Below are 24,468 nucleotides of genomic sequence, written 5' to 3'. Positions count from 1 at the left end.
CTGTAAAGGAGGATTCATTAAATGGAACATTTGGGAGTCTTTTATGAGGAGCATTTATTAAAAAATTTAGAAGTGTATATGAGGCTCGTTGTTAGTGCGTTGCTTGGTATGTTTATTGGCTGGGACAGAAGCGCAAAAAATAAGCCAGCGGGATTGAAAACCTTTACCTATGTTTCTGTTTCATGTACCCTTATTACCATTATATCCATTTATAGTGCCGAGTTTTTTGGGAGCTCTAATCTTAATAATCGGATGGATCCGATGCGGTTAACAGCTCAAATTGTTTCTGGCCTTGGATTTCTAGGAGCAGGGTTGATTTTAAAGGACGGACTGCAGGTCAAGGGTTTGACTTCTGCTGCTATGATATTTTTTGCAGGTGGAGTCGGGATCGGAATTGGTGCTGGATTTTATGGAATAGTGTTTGCTTCTGTTTTGCTTACTTTTTTATTAGCAAAAATTAGCCACTTCATCGAGCATAGGCATACAGAATCAATGGAAAAAGAGGAAAAACAACGTGCGTACCAGAGAAGCTCTGGATAATGAAAATCAATGAAAACCGCCAAAATCTATAATTCTATAGAAACTGGCGGTTTTTCTATTGGAAAAATGTTTGTATTACTTGTCAAAAGTACAAAGTTAATCAAAGTATTGAAAAAAATTTAATAAAAACCAATCAAAACCAAGACAATCCAAATTATTTATGCTATAATCAAATCAACTCAAAGAATTGAGTGAATATTTTAAATTTTAGGAGGGTTACCTTGAAGGTCTTTTGTTTAGGTGGAGCTGGCAGAATCTGTAGGGAAGCAGTTCTTGATCTAGTTGAGCATTCTGAATTTGATGTTATAACCATTGGTGATTTTAATGAGGAAATTGGCCTTCAATTAGTGGAAGAACTGAATGACCCCCGTGTAAACTTCGTAAAGGTCAATGTTTTTAACCACGAAGAAACGGTAAAGCAAATGAAGGGTTACGATATTGTAATGGATGGCACAACCATTACTTTAAATGGCCGTTCAACGGCCTGTATTGCAGAAGCAGGCTGCCATGGCATCAATTTAAATGGCTTTGGGGCTGAGGACGAATATTCTGAAATTTTCAAGAAAAATAATAAAACAGCAGTTCCTGGTTTTGGAATGACGCCTGGTGTTACGCAAATGATGGCGTTGCATGCTGCTAATCAATTAGATGAAGTAGAAACAGTTCGAGTCAGCCATGGTTCCTTCCGTCCGATTGCTTTTTCAAAATCCATCACAGAAACCACCACTTATGAGTATGACCCAGACCTGCCAGGCCGAATTGTTTTTGAAAAAGGTGAATTTGTGCAAGTTCCTCCATTTGCCAGACCTAGACAAATCCAGTTGCCTGAACCCTTTGGCGAAACAATTCAATATATCATTCCACATTCTGAAACACGCACCCTTGCAAAAGCACTTTCCAATAAAGGTGTCCAGTTAATTGAAGTAAGAGGAACATGGCCGCAGAAAAATATGCAGTTAGTTCGCGCCCTTTATGACTACGGCATTATGCGAAATCCCAAAATCACCATTAATGGTATCGAGGTAGGTGTTATGGACGTTATAGGTGAATACCTGCTGCAATCGAAGGAAGGGCAAGAAACAGAATTATACGGATATTCCCTTTATATTGAGGTTGTCGGGAAAAAGGATGGAGTAAAAAAACGCCATGTCCTCTATCATACTCATCCAGCAAGCGACGGATCTGTTAAGGGATGGGAGAAGTTAAGAGCCTATACAAGAAATGTAGGCATTCCAATGGCTATTGCCACTGAGATTCTGGCAAAAGGGCTAGTGGAAAAGACTGGGGTGTTAATCCCTGAGGAAGCCTTTGAACCAACAATGATCTTTAAAGAGCTTAAGAAAAGAGGCATACACATTCACGAAGAAATTGAGGAAGTAAATGAAACTGTCGAAGAAGAAGCATCGATTAAAGCTTAATTTCAATAAATAAATTAGTTGTTTATGAAGGAGGTTCGTGTTTTGGGAATCAAATCTCCCCAGATTGAAGCTATTATTTTTGATTGGGCCGGTACGACTGTGGACTATGGTTGTTTTGCGCCCTTGGATGTTTTTATAGAAATTTTTAGAAAAAGAGGAATTGGCGTATTGGACGAGGAAGCACGAGCTCCAATGGGTCTATTAAAATGGGACCACATACAGGCGATGTGCAGTATGGAAAGGATTGCCGGGTTATGGAAGGCGAAGTTCGGCCGATTGCCAGAAAAAAAGGACATAGATGATTTATATGCGGACTTTGAACCAATGCTTTTTTCCATTCTTCCGAATTATTGCACGCCCATTCCCGGAGCAATTGAGCTGGTTGAAAGATTAAGAAGGAAAGGGATTAAAATCGGTTCAACCACAGGCTATACCTCTGAAATGATGGCTATCGTTGCCCCAGAAGCGAAAAAGAAGGGCTATGCGCCGGATTCGATGGTAACACCAAATGATGTCCCTGCAGGCAGGCCGCTGCCATGGATGTGCTACCAGAATGCTATTAATCTTGGAGTCTATCCGATGAGGCATTTTATTAAAGTTGGAGATACGATTAGTGATATTCAAGAAGGGGTCAATGCAGGATGTTGGACTGTCGGTGTTTTGAAGGGCGGCAGTGAATTGGGGTTGAAAGAAGAAGAAGTAAATGCTCTTGACCCAGAAACGTTATCAGAGAAAATGGAAATCGTCGAAAAAAGATTTAAGGCAGCAGGTGCTCACTATGTCATTAATAGTATTGGAGACTTAGATCAATTGATCCCTAAGATCAATCTGCGGCTAGCCAATGGGGACTAACACAAGTATGTTTGAATGAAAAAGCAGCCGAGAGGTGAAGAGGTGAATTTTGTTGAAGAAACAAACCTATGCACTAGGAATGGTCGAGACGATTGGTTTCCCGGCAATGCTGGCTGCTGCAGATGCTGCAGCAAAAGCGGCAGATGTGAAGGTAACCACTTATCAAAAGGCGGATTCGGGAATCGTGACGATCTATATTATTGGCGATGTGGCATCCGTAAAATCAGCTGTCGAAGTGGGGGCAAATACAGCCAAAAAGGTAGGTCAATTTCGCCATTCGCATGTAATACCTAGACCTGACAACCATGTAATTGAAATGCTCTTTCCAGTATTAGCCGATAAGGTAAAAGCGGAAGTAAATAAAAAGGAATCCATAAGTGCTAAGCAAGAAATATCGAATGAGCTAGGTAAAAAAAATTTACATGAGTTAAGGGAGATGGCATCTACGCTTGATGGTTTTCCTCTATCTCAAGAAGATATTACAAAAACGAAAAAGGAAGAGTTATTGAACTATATCTATAAGTTTCAAGCAGGGAAAGGCGGCGATAAATGATGTACCTGGATACCGATCTTGAATCTATTCAAGAGGCAAGGCGCAATATTGAACAGGCTAAAATAGCTCAAAAAGCAATTGGGAACATGACTCAGGACCAGGTCGATCAAATCGTACACAGTATGGCTCAGGCTGCCACAAGAGAGGCAGGAAGACTCGCTGCAATGGCTGTGGACGAAACAGGCTATGGCAAAATGGAAGATAAGATGACCAAAAATCTTTTTTCTGCCAAAGAGGTATTTGAATCGATAAAAAAGAAAAAGACGGTCGGAATTATTGCGCGCAATGAAGAACTAAAGGTCTGGGAGGTAGCTGAACCTGTTGGTGTCATTGCTGGAATTATTCCAGTTACCAATCCTACTTCAACGGTAATATTTAAAGCATTGATTGCATTAAAGTCCAGAAATGCAATCGTATTTAGTCCTCATCCTTCTGCTGCTAAGTGTACAAATGAAACAGTAAAAGTCCTACAGGAAGCGGCTTTCAGAGCAGGAGCACCAAATGGAGCCATTAGCTGTATTACGAAACCAACACTGGCATCGGCGCAGGAGCTTATGAACCATAGGGATACTGATCTTATTTTAGCAACAGGCGGACCTGGGATGGTCAAGGCAGCTTATAGTTCGGGAAAGCCGGCATTTGGGGTGGGGCCAGGCAATGTTCCTGTATACATTCATTCAACTGCCAATGTTCAAAAGTCGGTAAGCCAAATTATCCAAAGCAAAACCTTTGATTATGGGACAATCTGTGCTTCTGAACAAGCACTGGTTGTAGAAAAAGCAATCAAACGAAAGGTAAAAGCCGAGCTTGAGCGGGCAGGCGCCTATTTCCTTGATGATTACGAGAAGAAAAGAATCGAACAGCTTATTTTGCAAAATGGCAGCTTAAATCCGGATATTGTTGGGAAATCTCCTCAGGTTCTGGCACAAATGGCAGGAATCTCAGTTTCAGAAAATACTAGATTATTAGTCGCAGAAGAAACAAATATAGGTAAGGCATTTCCTATTTCACTTGAAAAGCAAGCTGTCTCCCATTCTTGCTTTCTATACTGTTGAGAATGTTCAGGAGGCAGGCAGGGTATGTACGGAATTGCTTGAGCTTGGAGGATTAGGTCATACGGTTGGCATTCATTGTGAAAACCATGAAATAATCGAAAGCTTTGGTGTCGCACAAAAAGCATCTCGTGTCATTGTTAATTCCGGAACAACCTTTGGCGGAATTGGAGCAACTACCGGTATTTCTCCATCCTTGACCCTTGGCTGCGGCACATATGGAAAAAATATTTCTTCGGACAATATTGGTCCTGAGCATTTAGTGAATATTAAACGGATAGCCTTTGGTATTCGAGAAATAAAAAACGAGGCACCACAAGAGGCTGGTCACTCTTATTCGCCTGTAACTAGCAGCGGGGATATGATATCAAAAGCTGAAGTGATGGAAATCGTAAAAAGTATTTTAAAAGAATTAAATTTTAAATAAGGAGGAATAGACAATGAGTGGAGAAGCATTAGGAATGATTGAAACAAAAGGTTTAGTAGGAGCGGTTGAGGCCGCTGATGCGATGGCAAAAGCAGCAAATGTACGCTTAATTGGCAAGGTTCATGTTGGAGGCGGATTAGTAACGGTAATGGTCCGCGGGGATGTTGGGGCAGTTAAGGCATCCGTAGATGCGGGTGCTTCAGCCGCTTCGAATGTAGGAGAATTGGTTTCTGTTCATGTGATTCCAAGACCACACTCCGATATTGAACTAATTCTTCCGAAATTGGAAGGATAGAGCATGAACCTAATCACGGAATCCAAATTACGTTTTTTATTAAAAAAAGGGATTCCTAATCCTTTCATCCTTAAGGGAGAGGATAAGCTAACACCGGCAGCCATTGATTTCCTGCGTGACCGGCATATTACTATTAAAGATCATCGTCTCGCTGATTCCTCACTTTCAACAGAAACGACTCCAACCATCTTCATGGTCCCGGTTGGGGTCTCAAATCGGCATGTACATTTAGCACCAGAGGATGTGGACATCCTTTTTGGTAAAGATTACAGCTTAACACCGCTTCGTGAACTGTCTCAGCCTGGTCAATTTGCTGCAAAAGAACAGGTTTCCTTATTGGGGCCAAAAGGGATTATTCAAAATGTAAGAATCCTTGGACCTTCAAGAGGGGAGACACAAGTGGAAATTTCTAAAACGGATGGATTTCAATTAGGGGTCTATCCTCCTGTTCGATTGTCCGGTTCATTGGAAGGTACCCCAGGCCTCACACTTATTGGACCAAAAGGATGTATTTCTCTCCATCAAGGTGTCATTGTGGCAAAGCGTCATATTCATATGTCTGACGAGGATGCCAAGGTTTATAAATTGAAGCAAGGTGACAGCTTGTTAATACAGACGAGTGGTGAACGCCCTACGATCTTTATGGATGTGGTAGTCCGGGTGAATCCCAATTACCAAATCGATTTTCATGTCGATCTTGATGAAGCAAATTCTGCTGGGTTAAAAACAGGAGATCTCGTAAAAATAGTCGGAAAGAATGGAGAATTTTTTACCTGAAATGAGGGGGTGAGGAAGATAGAAATCCGTTCTATGATTGAATCGGTTGTTTACGAGGTAATTCAATCGATGAAGCTTGAAAAAAAGAAGGAAAAACTGGGCAAGGTGTTGTTTGTTTTTTGCGATAGTTCCGCCCATGAACCTTTTTCAGATCAGTTTATCAAATTAAAGAATGCAAATATTGCTTTTGACCTTCTCTTTTTAGATGGTGAGACATCGTCATGGCTTGGGATGCAGAGGGTAGAATCGAGTGGATCGGACCGTATTATTGCGGCTGATGAATATTCACCAGCATCCATTGAGCTTTCAAAGGATTATGACGGCATCGTTATTCCGGAAATTGATCTAGATAACGCGGCACGGGTTGCTGGTGGATTAAAGGGGACGATTAAAGCAGAGGTTATTTTCTCCGCCATTTTACAGCAAAAATTCATTTTAATCGGTGCAGATTCACCAGGAATAAAGCGAGCTGATCGACGTTGTTTAAAAACTCTTACCCTGCCTGCCCCTTATCAAAAGCGGTTTAATGATTATATTAATCAATTGGTTGATCTTGGCATTGAATTTAAACCAGCTATGGAATTAGCTGATGCAATTATTCTAAAGTTTAACGAAAAGCATGTTAATATTCAAAAACTTCCGGAATCGAGTCCTGTTGAAATGGTTGCCCCTTTTACATTTAAGAAAAAGCTCCTAACAGCTGATTGGATTCGGGCACAGTCCCATTTTCCTAATGATACTATTCTACTTCCTAAAGGTGTGATCATCTCACCACTGGCTAAAGATTTATTGAAAGAGAGAAAATTAACTGTTCAATTTATCTGAAAAGGATGATATGAATGCTTTTAGCTAGAGTGATAGGAAGTGTTTGGGCTATTCAAAAGGAAAAAGGCATGGAAAATATGAAACTACTTATTGTTCAGCCCATTAATGAATTCAAACAATCAACAGGAAATGTGTTGGCCGCAATGGACCAAATAGGAGCGGGTATCGGGGAATTTGTGATCGTAACACAGGGAACACCTGCCCAAAGAATTACAGCTGAAAAAAATGCCCCAATCGATGCCGCCATCGTTGGCATTATTGATTCCTTTGAAATCGAAGAAACTGTAAAAAGGGTGTCAGGCACCAATCAATAATAAATCTAAATTATAAGGAGGACGATCCATTTGATTATTGGTGTGCCCAAGGAAATTAAAAATAATGAGAACCGTGTTGCTTTAACACCTGCAGGCGTTGTTTCGTTGGTTAATGCTGGTCATAAGGTTTTAGTAGAGAAGGAAGCGGGTGCAGGCAGTGGTTTTAAGAATGATGATTATTTTAATACGGGTGCAGAGATCGTTGCAAAGGCAGCGGATGTTTGGGCCAGATCGGAAATGATTATGAAAGTGAAGGAACCGCTTCCCAGTGAGTATGGCTATTTCCGTGAAAATTTAATACTGTTTACTTATTTGCATTTAGCGGCAGAACCAACTTTAACGAAAGCGCTAAAAGACAAGAGCGTCCTTGCCATCGCCTATGAAACGGTTTCTGTTAATCGCACCCTGCCTCTTTTAACTCCTATGAGTGAAGTGGCTGGACGGATGGCTGTCCAAATAGGTGCACAATATTTACAAAAATCGAATGGCGGCAAGGGGATTCTACTGGCAGGTGTTCCTGGTGTTGGCCGAGGAAAAGTGACCATCATCGGCGGCGGTGTTGTCGGAACTAACGCTGCGAAAATGGCTATAGGTTTGGGTGCGGATGTAACTATCATCGACTTAAGTGCGGATCGATTACGTCAATTAGATGATATTTTTGGCAACCTAATCAAAACCTTAGTGTCAAACCCGATGAACATTGCCGAGGCTGTTCAAGAGGCTGATCTTTTAATCGGTGCTGTCTTAATTCCTGGCGCAAAAGCTCCTAAACTTGTAACAGAAGAAATGGTTAAAACGATGAAGTCAGGATCTGTTATTGTTGATGTGGCCATCGACCAGGGGGGAGTCGTTGAGACGATTGACCATATTACGACACACGATCAGCCCACCTATGAAAAGCACGGAGTTATCCACTATGCTGTAGCCAATATGCCAGGAGCAGTTCCAAGAACGTCTACCATTGCTTTGACCAATGTAACGATTCCATTTGCTTTACAAATCGCTAATAAAGGTGTTTATAAAGCGATTTTAGAGAATGAGCCATTAAAACTTGGAATAAACGCCGCGAAGGGTGAAATCACCTGTGAAGCCGTTGCAAGGGACCTTGGTTACGATTATTTGCCAGTGGAAAAAGTTTTAAAAAAAGAGTTAGCTAGAGTATAAGGAGTATTAATCAATTAGCAGCGGACTTAGGTCTGACTGCTTATTTTTTTGCAATAATTATCTGTAATTAAATTATATTTGTTATTTTGACAAGCTGCCCTGAATAGGATAGGTGAGTGGGATTTAAAGAGAATAAGAGGAGAGTCTACTATAATGGGTAAGCAATCATGGGCAATCTCAATATTACTAATTAGCAGTTTAATAGGGTTAACAGGATGTACGGAAAAAACAACAACAAAACCACCAGAGGATAAGGTAACAGAGCCGCAAAAACAGCCTGAAACCAAACCTCCAGAAGAACCGCTAAAGGAAGAAGAACAAAAGCCTGTCACGGTTAATATCATTGATCCGAATACAAAAGCGATTTTAAAAAACTTCATTCCTCTCGAAATGGGATTTGATGACAATATAGAAACTTATCAAAAGGAAATTGAGAATTGGGCAAAGGATATGGCTAGGGGAACACAAACAACGCCTGGCTACGATCAAAGAATGATCCTTGACAAGATTGATGCAAATGGACAAATCATAAAAGGAAAGCCTCAAGTTATCCTAGAGGAATCCGAGCTAGTGGAAAAAGTAATGGCGGCATCGGTAAATGGCGGTGATGTTGAGCTTCCGCTTTATGTCACCAAAAGCGGCTATAAACCAGAGGATGTTGCCCATTTAAATGAAGTGGTCGTGGCGAGCTATACAACCAGATTTGACAGCCTGGTAATCGGGCGCTCAAAAAATATTGAGTTGTCAGCTCAAGCCATTAATAATGTCATTGTTGGAGCTGGTGACTTTTTCTCCTTTAATACAACCGTTGGGCCTAGTGATGCAGCCCATGGCTATCAAAAGGCAAAGGAAATCGTCAATAAGCAATTAGTCGATGGCATTGGTGGAGGAATTTGCCAAACCTCTTCCACTTTATTTAACGCAGTCGATCAAATAGGTGTTAGTTATATCGAAAAACATCACCACTCATTGTCTGTCGGCTACGTCCCTGCAGGGAGGGATGCTACCGTCTCGTATGGGGGTCCAGACTTTAGATTTCAAAATACGAAGGGTGTTCCGTTTTTAATCAAAACTATTTACGGAAAAGGGACATTAACGGTTGAAGTTAGAACATCCAGTGCTTATCAAAGCCTTATCGCTAAAGGAAATTAATAAAGGCAGAGTCTATGTGGAAACCACTAGATTCTGCTTTTTTATTTTCCAATGCACGGTGTATATTCCTTCATATATAAGCAAAAAATAGCTTTGGCTTTTTAAGAATAACCAAAGGAGGAATATTATGGTATGGGTTTATAGATCGGTCATTTCCTTGATTATTTTCACTATTATTGGATGGACTGGAAATCAAAATGTATCTGCCCGTGTTTTGGATGATGCAAATGTAAGCAAGCTTAAAGATGTAGAGGCAAGCAGACAGCAGCCATCTGAAGCAGGGGACCAGGGATTATCTGAAGAATACCATGGTCATAAATCGAATCGGCCGGAAACAAAACTTAAGAAACCAAAACCGCCAGCCGCTAATAATCGTTTAAAACAAATACAGCTTTTGGGTATTAATGACCTGCACGGTCAATTAAATGTAACAAGGAAAGTTAATGGCAGGCCGGCAGGGCGAGTGGATTTCTTAGCCGCATATTTAAAACAAAGGGCAGCCGAGAATAAGAACACGCTTTTTGTTCAAGCTGGTGACATGGTCGGGGCAAGTCCGCCAGTTTCCGCTCTTTTACAGGATGAACCGACAATTGAAATCTTAAATAAACTTGGCTTTGATATTGGAACGGTTGGAAACCATGAGTTCGATGAGGGAATAAAAGAACTTCTCCGCCTTATTAACGGTGGAAGTCATCCAAAAACAGGAAATTTTGCGGGTTCTAATTTTCCGTGGATCGTTGCCAATGTTATCGATGAGAAGACAGGAGAAACGATTTTACCGCCATATAAAGTTTTAAAAGTAGATGGAATGTCCATTGGTTTTATCGGAGTGGTTACCACCGAGACTCCTACTGTTGTGGTGCCTAGCGGAGTTGCGGGATTAAAATTCACTGATGAAGTTGAAGCCATCAATCGAAACGTGGCAGAATTAAAAAAGCAAGGTGTGAAATCGATTATTGTTTTAGCACATAACCCTGGTACATCAGGACCAAATGGGGAAAATCCAACAGGGCAGCTGGTTGATATTGCTAATCGTGTTGACGATGAAGTGGATATTATATTTGGGGGGCATAACCATGCGTATATGAATGCCACCATTGATAATAAATTAGTAGTTCAATCCTACTCTTATGGAACGGCATTTTCTGACGTGGATATCGAAATTGATCCAAAAACAAAGAATATTGTTTCAAAAAGAGCAGAAATCGTCACAACGTTTCAAGAAGGTATAGAGCCTGACCCTGAAATTAAACAAATCATTGAAGGCTACGAAGCAAAAATTGCTCCAATTGTAAATCGGGTAGTGGGATCTTCGTCTGTTCCATTAACAGCCCTGCAAAATGGAAATGGAGAATCCGTCTTGGGAGACTTTATCGCAGATGCACAACGGTCAGCGATGGGCACTCAATTTGCATTTATGAATCCGGGAGGTATACGTGCCGATATTGATGCAGGGGAAATCACATGGGGTGAGGTTTATACTGTTCAGCCATTTAATAATGAACTTGTCAAGATGACAATGACGGGTCAGCAGATTCGAGACTTGCTTGAGCAGCAATGGGGGGAGAAAACGACCATGCTGCAAATTTCTGGATTCACCTATTCGTGGGATCCAAATAAACCAGTTGGACAAAGGGTTGTGAGCATGAAGCTCCCAGATGGAACAGTGCTTGATCCTAATACCCCTTACACGGTGACAGCAAATATCTTCCTTTCTGGCGGGGGGGATGGGTTCACAGTATTTACGAAAGCGCAAAATAAAGAAGTCGGACCAGTGGATTTGGATGCGCTCGTCAATTATATTTCAGCAGAGCCAAAGCTATTTACCTATAATCTTCAGAATCGGATTCTGAAGGTTCAATAAACAAGAATAGGGTGAAAGGCACCATCTAGGTGCCTTTCACCCTATTCAATCTTAACCGTGATTTGATCCCATGCGTTGTAGCCGTATCCTTTTCGATTCCAAAAAGGATTTGAAGGCTGGATGCGATTGGAGGAATCTGTTGCTTTGGACATGATGGTGTACTCACCTTTTACTTTAACGTCCCACTCATATGACCAGGAAACCCAGCCATACTTTCCTGGACTTGGACCTACTAAATTAGCGGGAGCCCATGTTTGACCTTTATCCGTACTAATATCAACCTTGGAAATTTCACCCTTACCTGTCCAAGCAATTCCTTTAATGATATGTTTGCCTATATTTAGAATTTCTCTATCAAGTGGCTTTTGAATAGTTGAATTTACCTTCAAGACGGTTACGGGAACAGCTCCTTCGTCATTATTTTTATTTGGAAAATAAACATAGTCCATCGATTGGAATGGTCCAGTAAAATGAGAATCGATTAAGGTTATTTGTTTAATCCATTTTACAGAAGCCATGCCATACCACTGTGGAACAATCAATCTCAATGGATATCCATGCTTAAATGGAATTGGTTGATTATTGTATTCGTAAGCTATAATCGTGTCAGGATGCAAGGCTTTTTCTACGGGAAGGCTTCTTTTAAAAGGAACAACTCCCTCGAGGTCGGTTCTTTTTCCGTAATCATAGCCCTCCACGACAACTTCCTTTGAACCATCTTTTATTCCTGTTGCTTCAAGCAGTGTCCTTAAAGATACTCCTTTCCAATAGCCTTGGCTAATCCCACCTTTTTCCCACTGTTCTCCAAAAACCTTTGGTTCAAATAGTCCTCGCTTATCACCTGCACATTCCGTGGCAACCTTTATGGTTTTTGCAGGGAACTTCATAATCTCCTGCATGGAAAAAATTCTTGGTATTTGAACATGGCCGTTGATAGGTAACCAATAGTAAGAATAGGTTAGCGGTGGATAGGAGAAATGGTTTCTTCGATAAAATAATTTAGGTGGAAGAATGTCTGTCTCAATAAACTGAATGGGTGTCTCTTTATTTTCAGGATGCAGCGTATGAACGGTAAGTGAAATATTTTGCATGGAAACCTCCTTATAAATGGGGCTGTAGTATTAATAAATATGTTCCCTTATTAATGTTTTTGTCGGAAATTCTCAATTTTTCATAAAGAGTATTGGGGATGGAAGGGGACTAATATTTAATTCAATTATAAATAAAATATTCAAAATTGTATAAAAACTATCGTTTATTTGATATAACTGAATTATAGAAGGATTTTTCATTTATTTTATTCAAAATTGAATAATAGAAGTGTAATAAAAGATTGTGCGAGGAGGAGTTATTCTGATCAATGAAAAAAATAGTTGGAATGAAAGTGAAGCCATTTTGCACTCATTACAGGATGATATTTTAGTGACCAATACGGATGGGATTATTTTGAAAGTAAGCGAAGCCACCGAAGGTATTTATAACTTAAAATCGAATGAAATGGTTGGCAGGTCGGTTTATGAACTTGAAAAAGAAGGAGTTTTTACACCAATATTGACCCCCATGGTGTTAAAAGAAAAGAAGAAAATTACAATTGTCCAAACCACAAATGATGGGAAAAAGTTATTGGTTACTGGCATTCCGGTTTTTAATCAAGAAAATCAACTAGTCCGAATCGTTAGTTATTCACACGATATTACTGAATTACTTAATATGCAAAAATATTTAACCGATATGGAAGACGAAATGGAAAGAGTAAAAAGTGAGCTTGAAATGCTTAGAAATCTTCATTTCTATACTGAAGGCATGATTGCAAGCGGAGATGAAATGAAAAAGGTTTTACAACTTTCTTTACAGGTAGCTGAAATCGATGTAAATGTGTTACTTCTTGGTGAATCAGGGGTAGGAAAATCGCACATAGCGAAATTTATTCACAATAAAAGTCCTAGAAAAGATGGTCCATTTATTGAAGTGAACTGTGGAGCGATCCCTGAGTCTCTTTTTGAGGCAGAGTTTTTTGGTTACGAATCCGGGTCCTTTACAGGCGCAAGCAATAAAGGAAAAGTAGGTTTAGCGGAGCTTGCAGAGGGTGGGACATTATTTTTGGATGAGATTGGGGAGTTATCGTTAGCTAATCAAGTCAAAATACTGAAGTTTATCCAGGAAAAACAGTTTTACAGGGTGGGAGGAACAAAGGTCAGAAATGTTGATTTCCGAATCTTAGCAGCTACAAATAAAGATTTAGAGAAAGCGATTGAGGAAAAAACGTTTCGCCAGGATCTTTTTTTTCGTCTAAATGTTGTACCTATCACCATCCCCCCTTTACGAAAACGTCCAACGGACATTATTCCCTTAGTTGACTACTTTTTAAAGTATTTCTCTGAAAAATATAACAGAGAACGAGCCCTTGATGAAGGGGTTATTCATTTATTGCTGACAAATGAATGGAAAGGAAATGTGAGGGAGTTAATCAATTTAATTGAAAGGCTAGTGGTTACCTCCTCTAAGCAGTTAATTGAAGTAGAAAACCTGCCTGAACGCTATCGAAAGACATACCAGGAGGTTGCAACGATTGAAGATGGGAATCGTTCTTTGGATGAAGTACTTGATAGCGTCGAAAAGCAAGTCCTGATAAAAGCTAGAAAACGATATAAAACTACGACTCAAATCGCCAAAGCATTAGGCATCAGTCAACCATCAGTATTTAGAAAACTCAGAAAACACGGAATAGATTAAAAGGTGGCATAAAAATTGCATGTTTTATTGTTAATAAAAAGAAAAATTTAGGTAGAGGATGGGGGAGGTAAGGGATAGTTATTAATATTATAAAATTAATATTTATTCAAAGATAATATCTGTACAATATATTTAAATAACTAGATTTATGTATATTTATTTTCATTTATTTATAAACATTTAATTACTGAATATTTAAAATCTATATTGACATAAGATTTTTGAATATTTATATTAAAAGAATGTTATGCGTTTTACGATTTCTCAATAATCAAAGGGGGATGGAATATGAAAGTGACTGTAGGACCTGCACAGTATGTAAGAGAGGCCGGTATATTAACAGCTGCTGGATCGTACATAAGAAATTTCGGAAAAACTGCTGCACTTATTGGAGGACAGGTTAGTGTCGATATTGTAGAAGACACATTAAGAAAGAGTTTGTCCGCAGAAGGTATGTCTTTGTTGCCCTCCCTTTGGTATGGTGGAGAATCTTCTGAAACCAATATTAATAGACTGGTAGACAAATTACAAAGCCAAGACTTCGATGTTTTGATTGGAACAGGTGGAGGCAAAGCTATTGATACGGTTAAAGTTGTTGCATTCAAACTAAATAAACCATTGGTTGTCATCCCAACCATAGCGGCCACATGTGCTGCGGCTACAGCTATTTCTATTCTTTATAACGATGAAGGTGAATTTATTGGAATTGGGAGGGAGTCGAAAGCTCCAGAGCTGGTCATCGTAGATTCGACCCTGCTTTTAAATGCTCCCGTTCGCTTTTTAATAGCAGGGATTGGTGATACGCTGGCAAAATGGTTTGAAACAAGGGCTACTATACAAAAAGCGAATCCAACTGCGCTAAATCAAACAGCCTTTGCGATAGCGGCTCAAGTTTATAAAACTTTACATGAAATTGGTCATGAAGCAATTCAATCTGTTGAATCCTCCACTTTAACGAAAGCATTTGAAGATGTTGTCGATGCGATTATTTTAATAAGCGGAAGTGTGAGCGGGTACGGTGGGGATGATTGTCGGACAGCAGGAGCCCACGCCATTTATTCTGGCTTAACAATATTTCCGGAATGTCATCAAACGTATCACGGTGAAATTGTCGCCTTCGGAATCCTTGCGCAATTATGTTTGGAATCAAAGGAAGAAGAGCTGCCAAACTTAATTCGTTATTATCAGGAAATCGGACTTCCCTTTACTTTAGAGCAAATGGGTATAAGTGAGTTAACCGATTATGAATGGAATAAGCTAGGTGAAATAACCGTCACGATTGAAGATATGGCAAACATGCCCTTTGAAGTCACACCAGAAATGGTGATAAGAGCTGTAAAACAAGCTGATGGAATTGGGCAAGAGTTTTTAAGTATTTCATTATAAATACAAAGGGGGAAATAGTAATGAAAAAATGGTTAGTGGTTGTTTGTTCAATGATGTTATTATTAGCGCTGGCGGCATGTGGAAAAGAGGAAGCTTCCGGCAATTCCAAGAATGGAAAGTCGTCTGAACCATTGAAAGTGACGCTGCCTACTTGGACAGGTTATGGCCCATTATTTTTAGCCAAGGAAAAAGGCTTTTTCAAAAAGAATGGTATTGATGTGGATCTTTCCATTGTAGAAGGATTAGGCGAACGAAAACAAGCGTTAGCAAGTGGAAAAATTGATGGAATGGCAACGGCACTCGATGTTCAGGTTTCTTTAGCGGCATCAAATATTCCGGTTCAAGTTGTTTGGTTATTGGATGATTCCCACGGCGGAGATGGGATTCTCGTGAAAAATAATATTAATAGTGTTAAAGACTTAAAAGGAAAAACCGTTGCATTTGAAGTAGGTTCAACAAGCCATATGCTTGCCCTACAAGCATTAAAACAAGGCGGATTAACAGAAAAAGATGTCCAAGTCGTTCAAATGTCAGCTGGAGATGCAGGAGCCGCTTTTGCTGCGGGTAAAGTTGATGCAGCGGTAACATGGGAGCCTTGGTTAACAAAGGGATCACAAGCAAACGGAAAAGTATTGTTAACAACAAAGGATCTGCCTGGAATTATTGTGGATACTGTGAGCTTTAAAGAAGATGTTATCAAAAACCGTCCGGAAGATGTAAAAGCATTTGTTAAGGCGATGGGTGAAGCGATGACATATTGGAAAGAGCATGAGAAAGAAGCAAACGAAATTATGGCCAAAGGTCTAAAAATTGATTTAAATGAATTTGAAGGAACAGTAACCGGATTAAAATTTTTCTCCAAAGAGGATAATCAAAAACTTTTCGGAACTGAAAGTGCAAAAGGTGACATTTATCAATCAGCTGAAAATGCAATTAAGTTTTACAAAGATCAAAAGATAATTGACAAAGAACCAAAAGTGGATAATGTTATCAATCCAAGCTTTCAAAAATAGAAAATAAAATGAAAATGAAGCCTGACTCATGAGGTGTTCTTCCGGCCTCATTGGTTAGGCTTTTTTATAAAAGATTAATAGAGAAAATAGGTGATTTAATGTTAGCTAAATTATTAACTCCTAATAAAGAAATATCTAAACCGCTTTATACATCAGCAGGCCTTCTTACGTTTCTTCTATTATTATTGGTATGGTCAGTACTAAGCTACGGCAAGTTGGTGAATCCCCTATTTTTACCTAGTCCGTCAGCAGTGCTAGCTACAGCTGTTGATTTATTCGTCAATGGAGACATTCTTTCAGATATCGGAATTAGTTTTTCACGGGTGTTATTGGGGTTTCTTATTGCTGCCATTATTGGGATTCCTTTAGGAATCTTAATGGGATCATTAAGGATTATGGAAGGGGCATTTGAGCCTGTGATCGGCTTTATTCGTTATATGCCAGCTTCAGCATTCATCCCTTTATTGATTTTATGGATTGGTCTTGGAGAGGCTGAAAAAATGAGTGTAATTTTCTTAGGAACATTTTTTCAGCTTACGCTAATGATTATGGATGTGACAAAAAACGTTCAAAATGATTTGGTGGATGTTTCCTATACTTTAGGGGCCAAGAAAGCACAGGTTTTTACAAAGGTAATTCTTCCAGCTGCCTTGCCGGGAATTGTCGACACCCTTCGGATTACGTTTGGATGGGCGTGGACTTATCTAGTTGTAGCTGAAATTGTCGGAGCATCAAGCGGATTGGGTTACATGATTATGCAAGCATCAAGGTTTTTACAGCCAGATAAAATCATCGTGGGGATTTTAATCATTGGTTTATTAGGCCTCATAACCGATATTATTTTTAAAGCCATTTACCGCGCTTCGTTTTCGTGGATGAGAAAGGACGGTTTGTAGGATGGTCACTCCTGTTGTTAAAGAAATAGAAAAAGTTAAACCGATAATTCCTAACATTAGTAAACCAAAATTAGAAATTAAAGAAGTTGGTAAAATCTTTAAAACAAAAAGCGGTGAAACGACAGCATTAGAAAAGACTTCCTTTTCGATTGAAGAAGGGGAGTTTGTGACGATTTTAGGTCCATCCGGATGTGGAAAATCTACCGTTTTGCGAATTGTGGCTGGATTGGAAGAATCAACATCAGGTAAAGTTCTCCTAGATGGAGAGGAAATAAAGGGACCTGGTTCTGACAGAGGAATGGTATTTCAATCCTATACCTTGTACCCTTGGTTAAGCGTTAAAGAGAATATTACCTTTGGTTTAAAGTTAAAAGGAATTTCGCAAAAAGAACGGGACGATGTGGCTCGTCATTATTTGCAATTAATTGGTTTGGAAGGCTTTGAGAAGCATTATCCGATTCAATTGTCAGGCGGTATGAAACAACGTGTCGCTATTGCCCGCGCCTTAGCAAACGATCCGAAAATTTTATTAATGGATGAACCATTTGGAGCCTTAGATGCTCAAACGAGGAACATTATGCAGGAAGTGTTGTTAAAAGCATGGGAAGAGTCAAAAAAGACGATACTATTCATTACCCATGATGTAGATGAATCTATTTTCTTAGCAGACTCTGTTTATGTAATGACGGCAAGGCCAGGACGATTAAAGAAAAAGGTTCCGATTACTTTAGAAAGACCAAGAGATTTCAGCGTGAAGGCGACTGTGGAATTTGCAGAATATAAGGAAGAATTACTGTCTCTAATTAGGGAAGAAAGTTTAAAATCTATCAAATAATAAAATTTAACAAGGGATGTATTACTAATGGGGGGATCAATAAATGGGGAAAAATTGGGAACATCTTATAAAAAATATGCCAAATCGTCTTGCTCCTAGTATGGCGAAGGATCATCCGAATTTACCTGTAGTGAAAGAAGAGGGTTGTTATTACTACGGTGTTGATGGCAAAAAATATCTTGATTTTACATCAGGTATTGCAGTTACCAATGTTGGACACCGACACCCAAAAATTGTTCAAGCGATTAAAGATGCAGCTGATGGTTTAATGCATGGACCTTCTGGTGTCATTATGTATGAATCCATATTACGTTTAGCAGATGAGCTTGCCGAAATTTTACCGGGGGACCTAGATTGCTTTTTCTTTGCAAACAGTGGCGCAGAAGCAATTGAAGGTTCGATTAAGCTCGCTAAATATGTTACAAAACGGCCTTATGTGATTTCTTTTATAGGTTGTTTCCATGGTCGTTCATTAGGGGCGCTAAGTGTCACCACTTCTAAAAGTAAATATCGAAAATTTATGCAGCCATCCGGTCTAACCTATCAAATTCCTTATGCCAATGTGAAAGAGTGTCCACAAGGTAAAGATCCGGAAGCATTTGTTATTGAAAAATTAGAAAAAGATTTTGCTAGCTTATTTAGTCATCAAGTTACTCCAGAAGAAGTGGCATGTGTTATTTTAGAACCAGTTCTTGGAGAAGGCGGATATATCGTCCCACCAAAAGGCTGGTTGAAAAGAGTCCGTGAAATTTGTGACCGACATAACATTTTACTTATTTTTGATGAAGTCCAAACTGGATTTGGACGTACGGGAGAATGGTTCGCGGCACAAACTTTTGATGTCACTCCTGACATAATGGCAATTGCAAAAGGGATTGCTTCTGGTCTCCCTTTAAGCGCAACTGTAGCATCGAGTGATTTAATGAAGCAATGGCCGCTAGGCAGTCATGGGACAACGTTTGGCGGTAATCCAATTGCATGTTCAGTTGGACTTGCAACCTTGGAAGTGATGAAAGAGGAAAACCTTCTCGAAAACGCAAGGAATATGGGAAAGTATGCAGTCGAACAGCTTGAGCGGCTTAAAGAAAGGCACTCTGTTATCGGAAGCATTCGTGCTGTTGGTCTAATGATTGGAATTGAAATAATTGATCCAAAAACTGGGGATCCGGATGGCAAGGCATTGTTAAAAATTCTTGATTTGGCGCTTGAAAAAGGGGTATTATTTTACCTTTGCGGAAATCATAGTGAAGTAATTAGAATGATTCCACCGTTAATCGTCACAAAAGAACAAATTGATGAGGGATTAAAAATTCTAGATGAAGCATTGTCTGAATATGAAGCCACAATTTTGAATCTTGTAGAAAATTAAGCCGTAAGAAAACCCATGGAATAGAATCTCATGGGTTTTTTTAATTTTTATGTTAGTTATATAACTGTTCCAGTTCATCAATTAATGACCCCACATAAGCAACAGCTTTACGGATTGGGTCAGGAGTCGACATATCGAGTCCCGCACACTTAATGAGTTCAAGCGGTTTCATGGTGCCGCCTGCACGAAGTACTTCAAGCCAGCGATCAACGGCTGGCTGACCTTCTTCTTTTATCATTTGGGCCACAGCTGTAGAAACAGTCAAGCCAGCAGAGTAGGTATATGGGTATAGTCCCATGTAATAATGAGGCTGACGCATCCATGTAAGTCCTGCACCTTCATCGATCTCAACCGTATTTCCCCAGAATTCGGTAAGGACGTCACTTGTCAATTCAGTTAATGTTTTGGCTGTTAGGGCCTTACCTTCTTCAGCGAACGCATACACACGGCGTTGATATTCGGCTTCAAGTAAATGGGTAACAAAGTTATGATAATACGTTCCTAATAATTGCAGAATCACCCAGCGCCGCATTTGTTTATCTTCTGTATTTGAGAGCAAGTGCTGCCCCAAAAGCATTTCATTCATGGTGGAAGGGGCTTCAACAAAATACATTGTTGGGCGGACATTCATGATTCGTTGATTCTTATTGGCTAAATAAAAATGTCCGGCATGTCCGAATTCATGTGCCAGGGTGAAACAGCCGCGCATATTATCCTGCCATGTGATAAGAACATATGGATGGGAACCATATGGGCTCGAACAGAAGGCACCAGTTGATTTTCCAACATTGTCAGCTCGGTCGACCCATCTTTCCTTTAAGCCCCGTTCGATGATTTCGCTATATTCAGGCCCCATGATCTTAAGTGATTCTAAGATTAATTGGCTTGCTTCTTCAAAGGTGGTTGATGGATTGAAATCCGGATCCAATGGCGCTTTCAAATCACAGAAAAGCATTTTGTCCAGACCTAAATGTCTTTGTTTCAGTTGGGCAAAGCGGCGCATATGCGGGGCGAGCTCTTGATAAATAATGTCAATTTGATTGTTATACATTTCTAGTGATACCTGGTGCGGCTCTAGCAGCATATGGGTGACGGAGTTATATTTCCGCAGGCGGGAAAGGGTGACTTGTTGTATGACTTCTGCAGCATATGTTGCTGCCATTGTATTTTTATATTGCTTAAGTGTGGAAACAAAAGAATCATACGCTTTTCTGCGAATCTCAGTGTCTGGTGAAAATTCATAACGGTTCTCAAATAAGGCAAACGATACAGGCAATTCGCTTCCATTCGCGTCCTGAATAGGTGCGAATTCCATGTCCGCTAATTTGCTCATTTGATAAATTTGGTAAGGGGCACCTTGCAGCTCACCAAGAGCAGCCAGTACTTCCTCCGTTTCTGCCGATAGCTTGTGTTTTTTGGATTCAAGCAGCTCTAATAAATTTTTACGAAAAGGTTGGAGCTCAGGTTCCTGCTGTAGGTATTTTTCTACCAAACCATCCTCAAGGTCAAGAATTTCCGAATCAATAAAGGACAGAGCAGCAATGCTTTTTGTTCGTAAGGAAAAGAAGTTAGCCAAATTGGCTTGATGATTGGGATCAGTTCCGTCTGCAGATTGTTTCAAACTTGCGAAAGTCCAAGCTTTAATAATTTTTTTCGAAAGATGTTCTTGTGCGACTAAACAATCTAATAAGGCTTTAGATCCAGTATGTAAGGTATTTTTAAATCTATCAAATTGTGAAATATACTGTTCAATTACGTTTAATTCTTGTTTCCAAGCCTGCTCTGATGGGAATAAATCATCGAGATTCCAAGTCAGTTCCTCTGGTATTTCTGAGCGATTTAGCCGTTTTTCAACTGTTTTTTCCATCGATTTGCCCCCTTATGTATTTCGCACTACTAAATTTTATCTTATATTATTTGAAAATTAAGTCAACTAGAAGTTGCGCATAAAAAATGTAAGTTTTTCTGACATTTCTCTATCTTAATCAAATTTTCTTAGTAAGGAGTCCTGACAACAATACTGAATTTTCGTTTTTCGTATGACATACTTACAAAAAGGAAAACGATTCTTGCTTTTTCAATAGGTATTGGAGGTACAAAAGAATGGTTCGATATTTTGCTCAGTTTTTAACAATCCTCGTTTTTTATCTATTGGGAAATGGGTTGGTAACTTGGTTTAGTCTCCCGCTTTCTGGAAGTATTGTCGGTATGATATTGCTATTCATAGCCTTGATATTAGGGATTTGTGATTTAAAATGGGTGGAGTCAGTGGCTCAGTTGCATATCAAACATATAACTCTTCTTTTTATTCCTTTTGCTGTAGGAATATGGCATTTTACCAGGATTTTTCGAAATGAAGGGGTAAAGCTTTCTGCGATTTTAGCAGTTAGTAGTATGGTTGTACTGATTATAACAGCCATAATTGCAGAAATTATTGAAACTAATAGTAAAAGGAGCAAACAAAATGGAGAAATTGATTGATAATATCTTATTGTGTTCTTTTATTACAGTTGCCAGTTATTTAATGGGGGTCCTGGTTTTTCAAAAATTTAAAAAGGCCTGGCTTAATCCGTTATATACTTGTACGGTTTTTATCATTTGCGTTCTGACCCTTTTCCATCTCGATTTCACAGGATACACTTCTGGAACTGATCTCTTCTCTTTACTAATGGGAACGGCAACGGTATCACTTGCTGTCCCTTTATATAAGCAATTTGCTTTGATTAAAAAATATTTCTTCATTATTGTTTGCGCTGTAATGACAGGTACGTTGACAGGTGTGGCGTCCATAGTATTGTTAACCAAGGTAATGCATATGAATCAAGAAATGATGATTTCGATGATTCCCAAATCTGTTACTGCTCCAATTGCCCTTTCTATCTCACAATCACTAGGAGGGATTCCATCCTTAACGGTTTCTTTTGTTTTTGTTTCAGCTATTTTTTCACTGGTAATTGGACCGGGGTTATTAAAATACACGCGAATTAAGAGTAAAATTGCTAAGGGGTTAGCCTTGGGAACATCCGCTCAAGCAATTGGAGCGAAACGGGCGTTTGATTGGGGAGAAGTAGAAGGTGCGATGGGAAGTATCGCTATGATCACAGCAGCACTTTGTATGTCATTGATTGCCCCATTTCTCATTTATTTTTACCTCTAAAAATGAAGAAAGGGAGTGAAGTCTATTCACTTCCTTATTTTTATAATATTGCGTCTATTAGTTGCCCGGTTATTTTTTTCAATGGTATCATAAAAAGGTAAGCGTTTGCAGTTAAGGGGGAGGAATGAAATTTGAGTTTTGGTAATCATGTTCAATTAAAGGTGTACCAGCAGTTGGAGAAAAATATTATTCCAGTTTCCTATGAAGAACTAGAATCAAAGGCGAAGGCGCTTTTGGATGCAAAACCCTATTACTATGTAGCTGCTTCAGCAGGTGCCGAGATTACAGCCAAACAAAATAATAAAGCTTTTGAAAAATGGCAAATCGTTCCTCGAATGTTATGTGATACATCTAAAAGGGACATAAGCATTGAGCTATTTGGCAAAAAACTACCTTATCCGCTATTGCTTGCACCGGTCGGAGTTCAATCGATTGTGCACCCAGAAGGGGAGTTGGCAAGTGCTCGCGGCGCGGCAGCGATGAACGTTCCTTTTATTGCAAGTACAGCTTCTACATACAGCCTGGAAAATATAGCGTCAGAAGCAGGACAAGGGGAAAGATGGTTCCAGCTTTATTGGAGTAATGACAGAGAAATTGCCGCAAGTATGGTCAAAAGGGCAGAGGCAGCTAGCTATAGTGCGATTGTGATCACACTTGACACACCAATGATGGCATGGCGGGAAAAGGATATTGAGCATGCTTACCTGCCGTTTTTGGAAGCAAAGGGAATTGGAAATTATCTTGAGGATCCTGTTTTTTGCTCCAGATTGGAGAGATCTCCTCAGGAGGATATGAAATCGGCCATCACGCTTTGGTCCCGCGTTTTCGGGAATCCAACCTTAACCTGGAAGGATTTAGAGTTTATTAAAAGTCAAACATCGCTGCCAATCCTGTTAAAAGGCATCTTGCATCCAGATGATGCAAAACTTGCTGTCGAACATGGAGTTGACGGAATTATTGTCAGCAATCATGGCGGCAGACAAGTGGATGGAGCCATTACCGCTATTGATGCTTTACCTGAGATCGTTGATGCTGTAAAGGGTGAAATCCCTGTGTTATTGGACAGCGGTATTCGCAGAGGATCAGATATGATTAAGGCGTTAGCATTAGGTGCAAAAGCGGTATTAATTGGCCGTCCATTCATGTATGGACTTGCTTTAGCTGGCGAAGATGGGGTTAAACAGGTTTTGAGAAATTTGCTTGCTGATTTTGATTTAACATTGGCTTTATCTGGGAAACGTTCTGTGGACGAGCTAAATCGAGATTTATTAAAGAAAATATAAATTTATCAAATGATGAAAAGAGGGAGCACCTTGGAAGAAAAGGTTTTAAAGGCTATTCAAGATGAATATCCAGAAGATTTTGCGTGGTGTTATGGCTGCGGCCGAATGAATGAAGAGGGACACCATTTCCGAACAGGCTGGCAAGGGGAACAAACTATTACCATTTATACACCTGAACCAAAACACATGGCACTTCCTGGGTTTGTTTACGGCGGAATCGTTGCCTCGCTCATTGATTGCCACGGGACCGGGTCTGCCGCATTGGCGCTTCATCGGAAAAATGGCCATGAACCAGGGGATGAAGCAGAACCGCCGCGCTTTGTGACAGCTTCTTTAAATGTTAACTTTTTAAAGCCAACTCCCCATGGTGTACCATTAAAGGCGATTGGAGCTGTGACCGAGATACACCCGAAGAAATTTAAAGTGGAAGCGGAAGTTTATGCGGAGGATACCCTATGTGCCCGCGGAGAGGTCGTTGCCGTGGTCATGCCGAGTACATTCTTAGACAAATAAAAAGAAAAAGCGCCAGGTCATCAAAATTTGATGGACAGGCGCTTTTTCTT

General features: G+C 39.8%; 23 protein-coding genes and 1 pseudogene. 22 read left to right on the top strand and 2 right to left on the bottom strand.

Annotated elements, in window-relative coordinates:
• Positions 1-21: 21 nt before the first annotated feature.
• The 12 genes and pseudogenes from LC455_RS10410 (at position 22) to LC455_RS10355 (ending at position 11,233) form a co-directional block, all read left to right on the top strand.
• A complete protein-coding gene (locus tag LC455_RS10410; RefSeq protein ID WP_223590548.1) occupies positions 22-540 on the top strand; it encodes an MgtC/SapB family protein in 519 nt (172 codons plus the stop codon).
• Positions 541-761: 221 nt separating this feature from the next.
• On the top strand, positions 762-1,958 hold the full coding sequence (locus tag LC455_RS10405) for a saccharopine dehydrogenase family protein (protein WP_223590546.1): 1,197 nt from the start codon (positions 762-764) through the stop codon (positions 1,956-1,958).
• Positions 1,959-2,006: 48 nt separating this feature from the next.
• Positions 2,007-2,810 (top strand): phosphonoacetaldehyde hydrolase, encoded by an 804-nt coding sequence (gene phnX, locus LC455_RS10400; protein ID WP_223590923.1) that lies wholly within the window; start codon positions 2,007-2,009, stop codon positions 2,808-2,810.
• Between the two features lie 49 nt (positions 2,811-2,859).
• Positions 2,860-3,363, top strand: coding sequence for a BMC domain-containing protein (locus LC455_RS10395; protein ID WP_223590544.1), 504 nt, complete (start codon positions 2,860-2,862; stop codon positions 3,361-3,363).
• Positions 3,363-4,842: pseudogene (locus LC455_RS10390) on the top strand (acetaldehyde dehydrogenase (acetylating)). The gene LC455_RS10395 and the pseudogene LC455_RS10390 overlap by 1 nt, the downstream one beginning before the upstream one ends.
• Before the next feature lie 13 nt (positions 4,843-4,855).
• Positions 4,856-5,137, top strand: a complete 282-nt coding sequence (locus LC455_RS10385; RefSeq protein WP_223590542.1) for a BMC domain-containing protein — start codon at positions 4,856-4,858, stop codon at positions 5,135-5,137.
• 3 nt (positions 5,138-5,140) lie between these two features.
• Positions 5,141-5,914, top strand: a complete 774-nt coding sequence (gene pduL / locus LC455_RS10380) for a phosphate propanoyltransferase (RefSeq protein ID WP_223590541.1) — start codon at positions 5,141-5,143, stop codon at positions 5,912-5,914.
• A gap of 9 nt (positions 5,915-5,923) precedes the next feature.
• Positions 5,924-6,739, top strand: coding sequence for a hypothetical protein (locus LC455_RS10375; protein ID WP_317851425.1), 816 nt, complete (start codon positions 5,924-5,926; stop codon positions 6,737-6,739).
• 14 nt (positions 6,740-6,753) lie between these two features.
• On the top strand, positions 6,754-7,053 hold the full coding sequence (locus LC455_RS10370) for a EutN/CcmL family microcompartment protein (RefSeq protein WP_223590539.1): 300 nt from the start codon (positions 6,754-6,756) through the stop codon (positions 7,051-7,053).
• 30 nt (positions 7,054-7,083) lie between these two features.
• Positions 7,084-8,217 carry an alanine dehydrogenase gene (gene ald, locus LC455_RS10365; RefSeq protein ID WP_223590536.1) on the top strand — a complete coding sequence of 378 codons (1,134 nt, stop codon included), beginning with the start codon at positions 7,084-7,086 and terminating at the stop codon, positions 8,215-8,217.
• 153 nt (positions 8,218-8,370) lie between these two features.
• Entirely contained in the window at positions 8,371-9,369 is a 999-nt protein-coding gene (locus LC455_RS10360; protein WP_223590534.1) for a VanW family protein, read from the top strand.
• Between the two features lie 127 nt (positions 9,370-9,496).
• Entirely contained in the window at positions 9,497-11,233 is a 1,737-nt protein-coding gene (locus tag LC455_RS10355; protein WP_223590532.1) for a bifunctional metallophosphatase/5'-nucleotidase, read from the top strand.
• 41 nt (positions 11,234-11,274) lie between these two features.
• Here LC455_RS10355 and LC455_RS10350 read toward each other — a convergent pair whose 3' ends face one another.
• Complete coding sequence (locus LC455_RS10350; RefSeq protein ID WP_223590530.1) at positions 11,275-12,324, bottom strand: sulfite oxidase; 1,050 nt, start codon at positions 12,322-12,324, stop codon at positions 11,275-11,277.
• A gap of 265 nt (positions 12,325-12,589) precedes the next feature.
• Between LC455_RS10350 and LC455_RS10345 the strand changes: the two genes are divergently transcribed.
• The 6 genes from LC455_RS10345 (at position 12,590) to LC455_RS10320 (ending at position 19,465) form a co-directional block, all read left to right on the top strand.
• A complete protein-coding gene (locus LC455_RS10345; protein WP_223590921.1) occupies positions 12,590-13,966 on the top strand; it encodes a sigma-54 interaction domain-containing protein in 1,377 nt (458 codons plus the stop codon).
• Positions 13,967-14,254: 288 nt separating this feature from the next.
• Complete coding sequence (locus LC455_RS10340; protein ID WP_223590527.1) at positions 14,255-15,352, top strand: iron-containing alcohol dehydrogenase family protein; 1,098 nt, start codon at positions 14,255-14,257, stop codon at positions 15,350-15,352.
• A 20-nt stretch (positions 15,353-15,372) separates the two neighbouring features.
• The gene (locus tag LC455_RS10335) at positions 15,373-16,365 is read left to right on the top strand and encodes an ABC transporter substrate-binding protein (RefSeq protein ID WP_223590525.1); all 993 of its coding nucleotides are present in this window, start codon (positions 15,373-15,375) and stop codon (positions 16,363-16,365) included.
• Positions 16,366-16,463: 98 nt separating this feature from the next.
• Positions 16,464-17,261, top strand: coding sequence for an ABC transporter permease (locus LC455_RS10330; RefSeq protein WP_223590522.1), 798 nt, complete (start codon positions 16,464-16,466; stop codon positions 17,259-17,261).
• A gap of 1 nt (position 17,262) precedes the next feature.
• Positions 17,263-18,096, top strand: coding sequence for an ABC transporter ATP-binding protein (locus LC455_RS10325; protein ID WP_223590521.1), 834 nt, complete (start codon positions 17,263-17,265; stop codon positions 18,094-18,096).
• A 43-nt stretch (positions 18,097-18,139) separates the two neighbouring features.
• Positions 18,140-19,465, top strand: coding sequence for an aspartate aminotransferase family protein (locus tag LC455_RS10320; RefSeq protein ID WP_223590518.1), 1,326 nt, complete (start codon positions 18,140-18,142; stop codon positions 19,463-19,465).
• Between the two features lie 52 nt (positions 19,466-19,517).
• Here the strand turns inward: LC455_RS10320 and pepF are convergent, their stop codons facing one another.
• Positions 19,518-21,332, bottom strand: coding sequence for an oligoendopeptidase F (pepF, locus tag LC455_RS10315; protein ID WP_223590515.1), 1,815 nt, complete (start codon positions 21,330-21,332; stop codon positions 19,518-19,520).
• Between the two features lie 236 nt (positions 21,333-21,568).
• Between pepF and LC455_RS10310 the strand changes: the two genes are divergently transcribed.
• The 4 genes from LC455_RS10310 (at position 21,569) to LC455_RS10295 (ending at position 24,418) form a co-directional block, all read left to right on the top strand.
• The gene (locus LC455_RS10310) at positions 21,569-21,946 is read left to right on the top strand and encodes a CidA/LrgA family protein (RefSeq protein WP_223590512.1); all 378 of its coding nucleotides are present in this window, start codon (positions 21,569-21,571) and stop codon (positions 21,944-21,946) included.
• Positions 21,930-22,622, top strand: coding sequence for an LrgB family protein (locus LC455_RS10305; protein ID WP_223590509.1), 693 nt, complete (start codon positions 21,930-21,932; stop codon positions 22,620-22,622). Before LC455_RS10310 ends, LC455_RS10305 begins: the two co-directional genes overlap by 17 nt.
• A gap of 131 nt (positions 22,623-22,753) precedes the next feature.
• Complete coding sequence (locus LC455_RS10300) at positions 22,754-23,905, top strand: lactate 2-monooxygenase (RefSeq protein ID WP_223590507.1); 1,152 nt, start codon at positions 22,754-22,756, stop codon at positions 23,903-23,905.
• Between the two features lie 12 nt (positions 23,906-23,917).
• Positions 23,918-24,418, top strand: coding sequence for a PaaI family thioesterase (locus LC455_RS10295; RefSeq protein ID WP_440446389.1), 501 nt, complete (start codon positions 23,918-23,920; stop codon positions 24,416-24,418).
• Positions 24,419-24,468 lie beyond the last annotated feature (50 nt).

This window comes from Neobacillus bataviensis, from assembly GCF_019969725.1.
Note: the sequence above shows the minus strand (reverse complement) of the source record. Positions and strands in the feature narration are given on the sequence as shown.

Excerpts from the sequence above, each read along its gene's own strand:
- LC455_RS10370 (WP_223590539.1), top strand. The coding sequence starts at position 6,754 with ATGCTTTTAGCTAGAGTGATAGGAAGTGTTTGGGCTATTCAAAAGGAA.
- LC455_RS10360 (WP_223590534.1), top strand. The coding sequence starts at position 8,371 with ATGGGTAAGCAATCATGGGCAATCTCAATATTACTAATTAGCAGTTTA.
- LC455_RS10335 (WP_223590525.1), top strand. The coding sequence starts at position 15,373 with ATGAAAAAATGGTTAGTGGTTGTTTGTTCAATGATGTTATTATTAGCG.
- LC455_RS10340 (WP_223590527.1), top strand. The coding sequence starts at position 14,255 with ATGAAAGTGACTGTAGGACCTGCACAGTATGTAAGAGAGGCCGGTATA.
- pduL (WP_223590541.1), top strand. The coding sequence starts at position 5,141 with ATGAACCTAATCACGGAATCCAAATTACGTTTTTTATTAAAAAAAGGG.
- LC455_RS10305 (WP_223590509.1), top strand. The coding sequence starts at position 21,930 with ATGGAGAAATTGATTGATAATATCTTATTGTGTTCTTTTATTACAGTT.
- LC455_RS10385 (WP_223590542.1), top strand. The coding sequence starts at position 4,856 with ATGAGTGGAGAAGCATTAGGAATGATTGAAACAAAAGGTTTAGTAGGA.
- LC455_RS10310 (WP_223590512.1), top strand. The coding sequence starts at position 21,569 with ATGGTTCGATATTTTGCTCAGTTTTTAACAATCCTCGTTTTTTATCTA.
- LC455_RS10330 (WP_223590522.1), top strand. The coding sequence starts at position 16,464 with ATGTTAGCTAAATTATTAACTCCTAATAAAGAAATATCTAAACCGCTT.
- LC455_RS10325 (WP_223590521.1), top strand. The coding sequence starts at position 17,263 with ATGGTCACTCCTGTTGTTAAAGAAATAGAAAAAGTTAAACCGATAATT.
- LC455_RS10410 (WP_223590548.1), top strand. The coding sequence starts at position 22 with ATGGAACATTTGGGAGTCTTTTATGAGGAGCATTTATTAAAAAATTTA.
- LC455_RS10355 (WP_223590532.1), top strand. The coding sequence starts at position 9,497 with ATGGTATGGGTTTATAGATCGGTCATTTCCTTGATTATTTTCACTATT.
- pepF (WP_223590515.1), bottom strand. The coding sequence starts at position 21,332 with ATGGAAAAAACAGTTGAAAAACGGCTAAATCGCTCAGAAATACCAGAG.
- LC455_RS10320 (WP_223590518.1), top strand. The coding sequence starts at position 18,140 with ATGGGGAAAAATTGGGAACATCTTATAAAAAATATGCCAAATCGTCTT.
- LC455_RS10295 (WP_440446389.1), top strand. The coding sequence starts at position 23,918 with ATGAAAAGAGGGAGCACCTTGGAAGAAAAGGTTTTAAAGGCTATTCAA.
- LC455_RS10350 (WP_223590530.1), bottom strand. The coding sequence starts at position 12,324 with ATGCAAAATATTTCACTTACCGTTCATACGCTGCATCCTGAAAATAAA.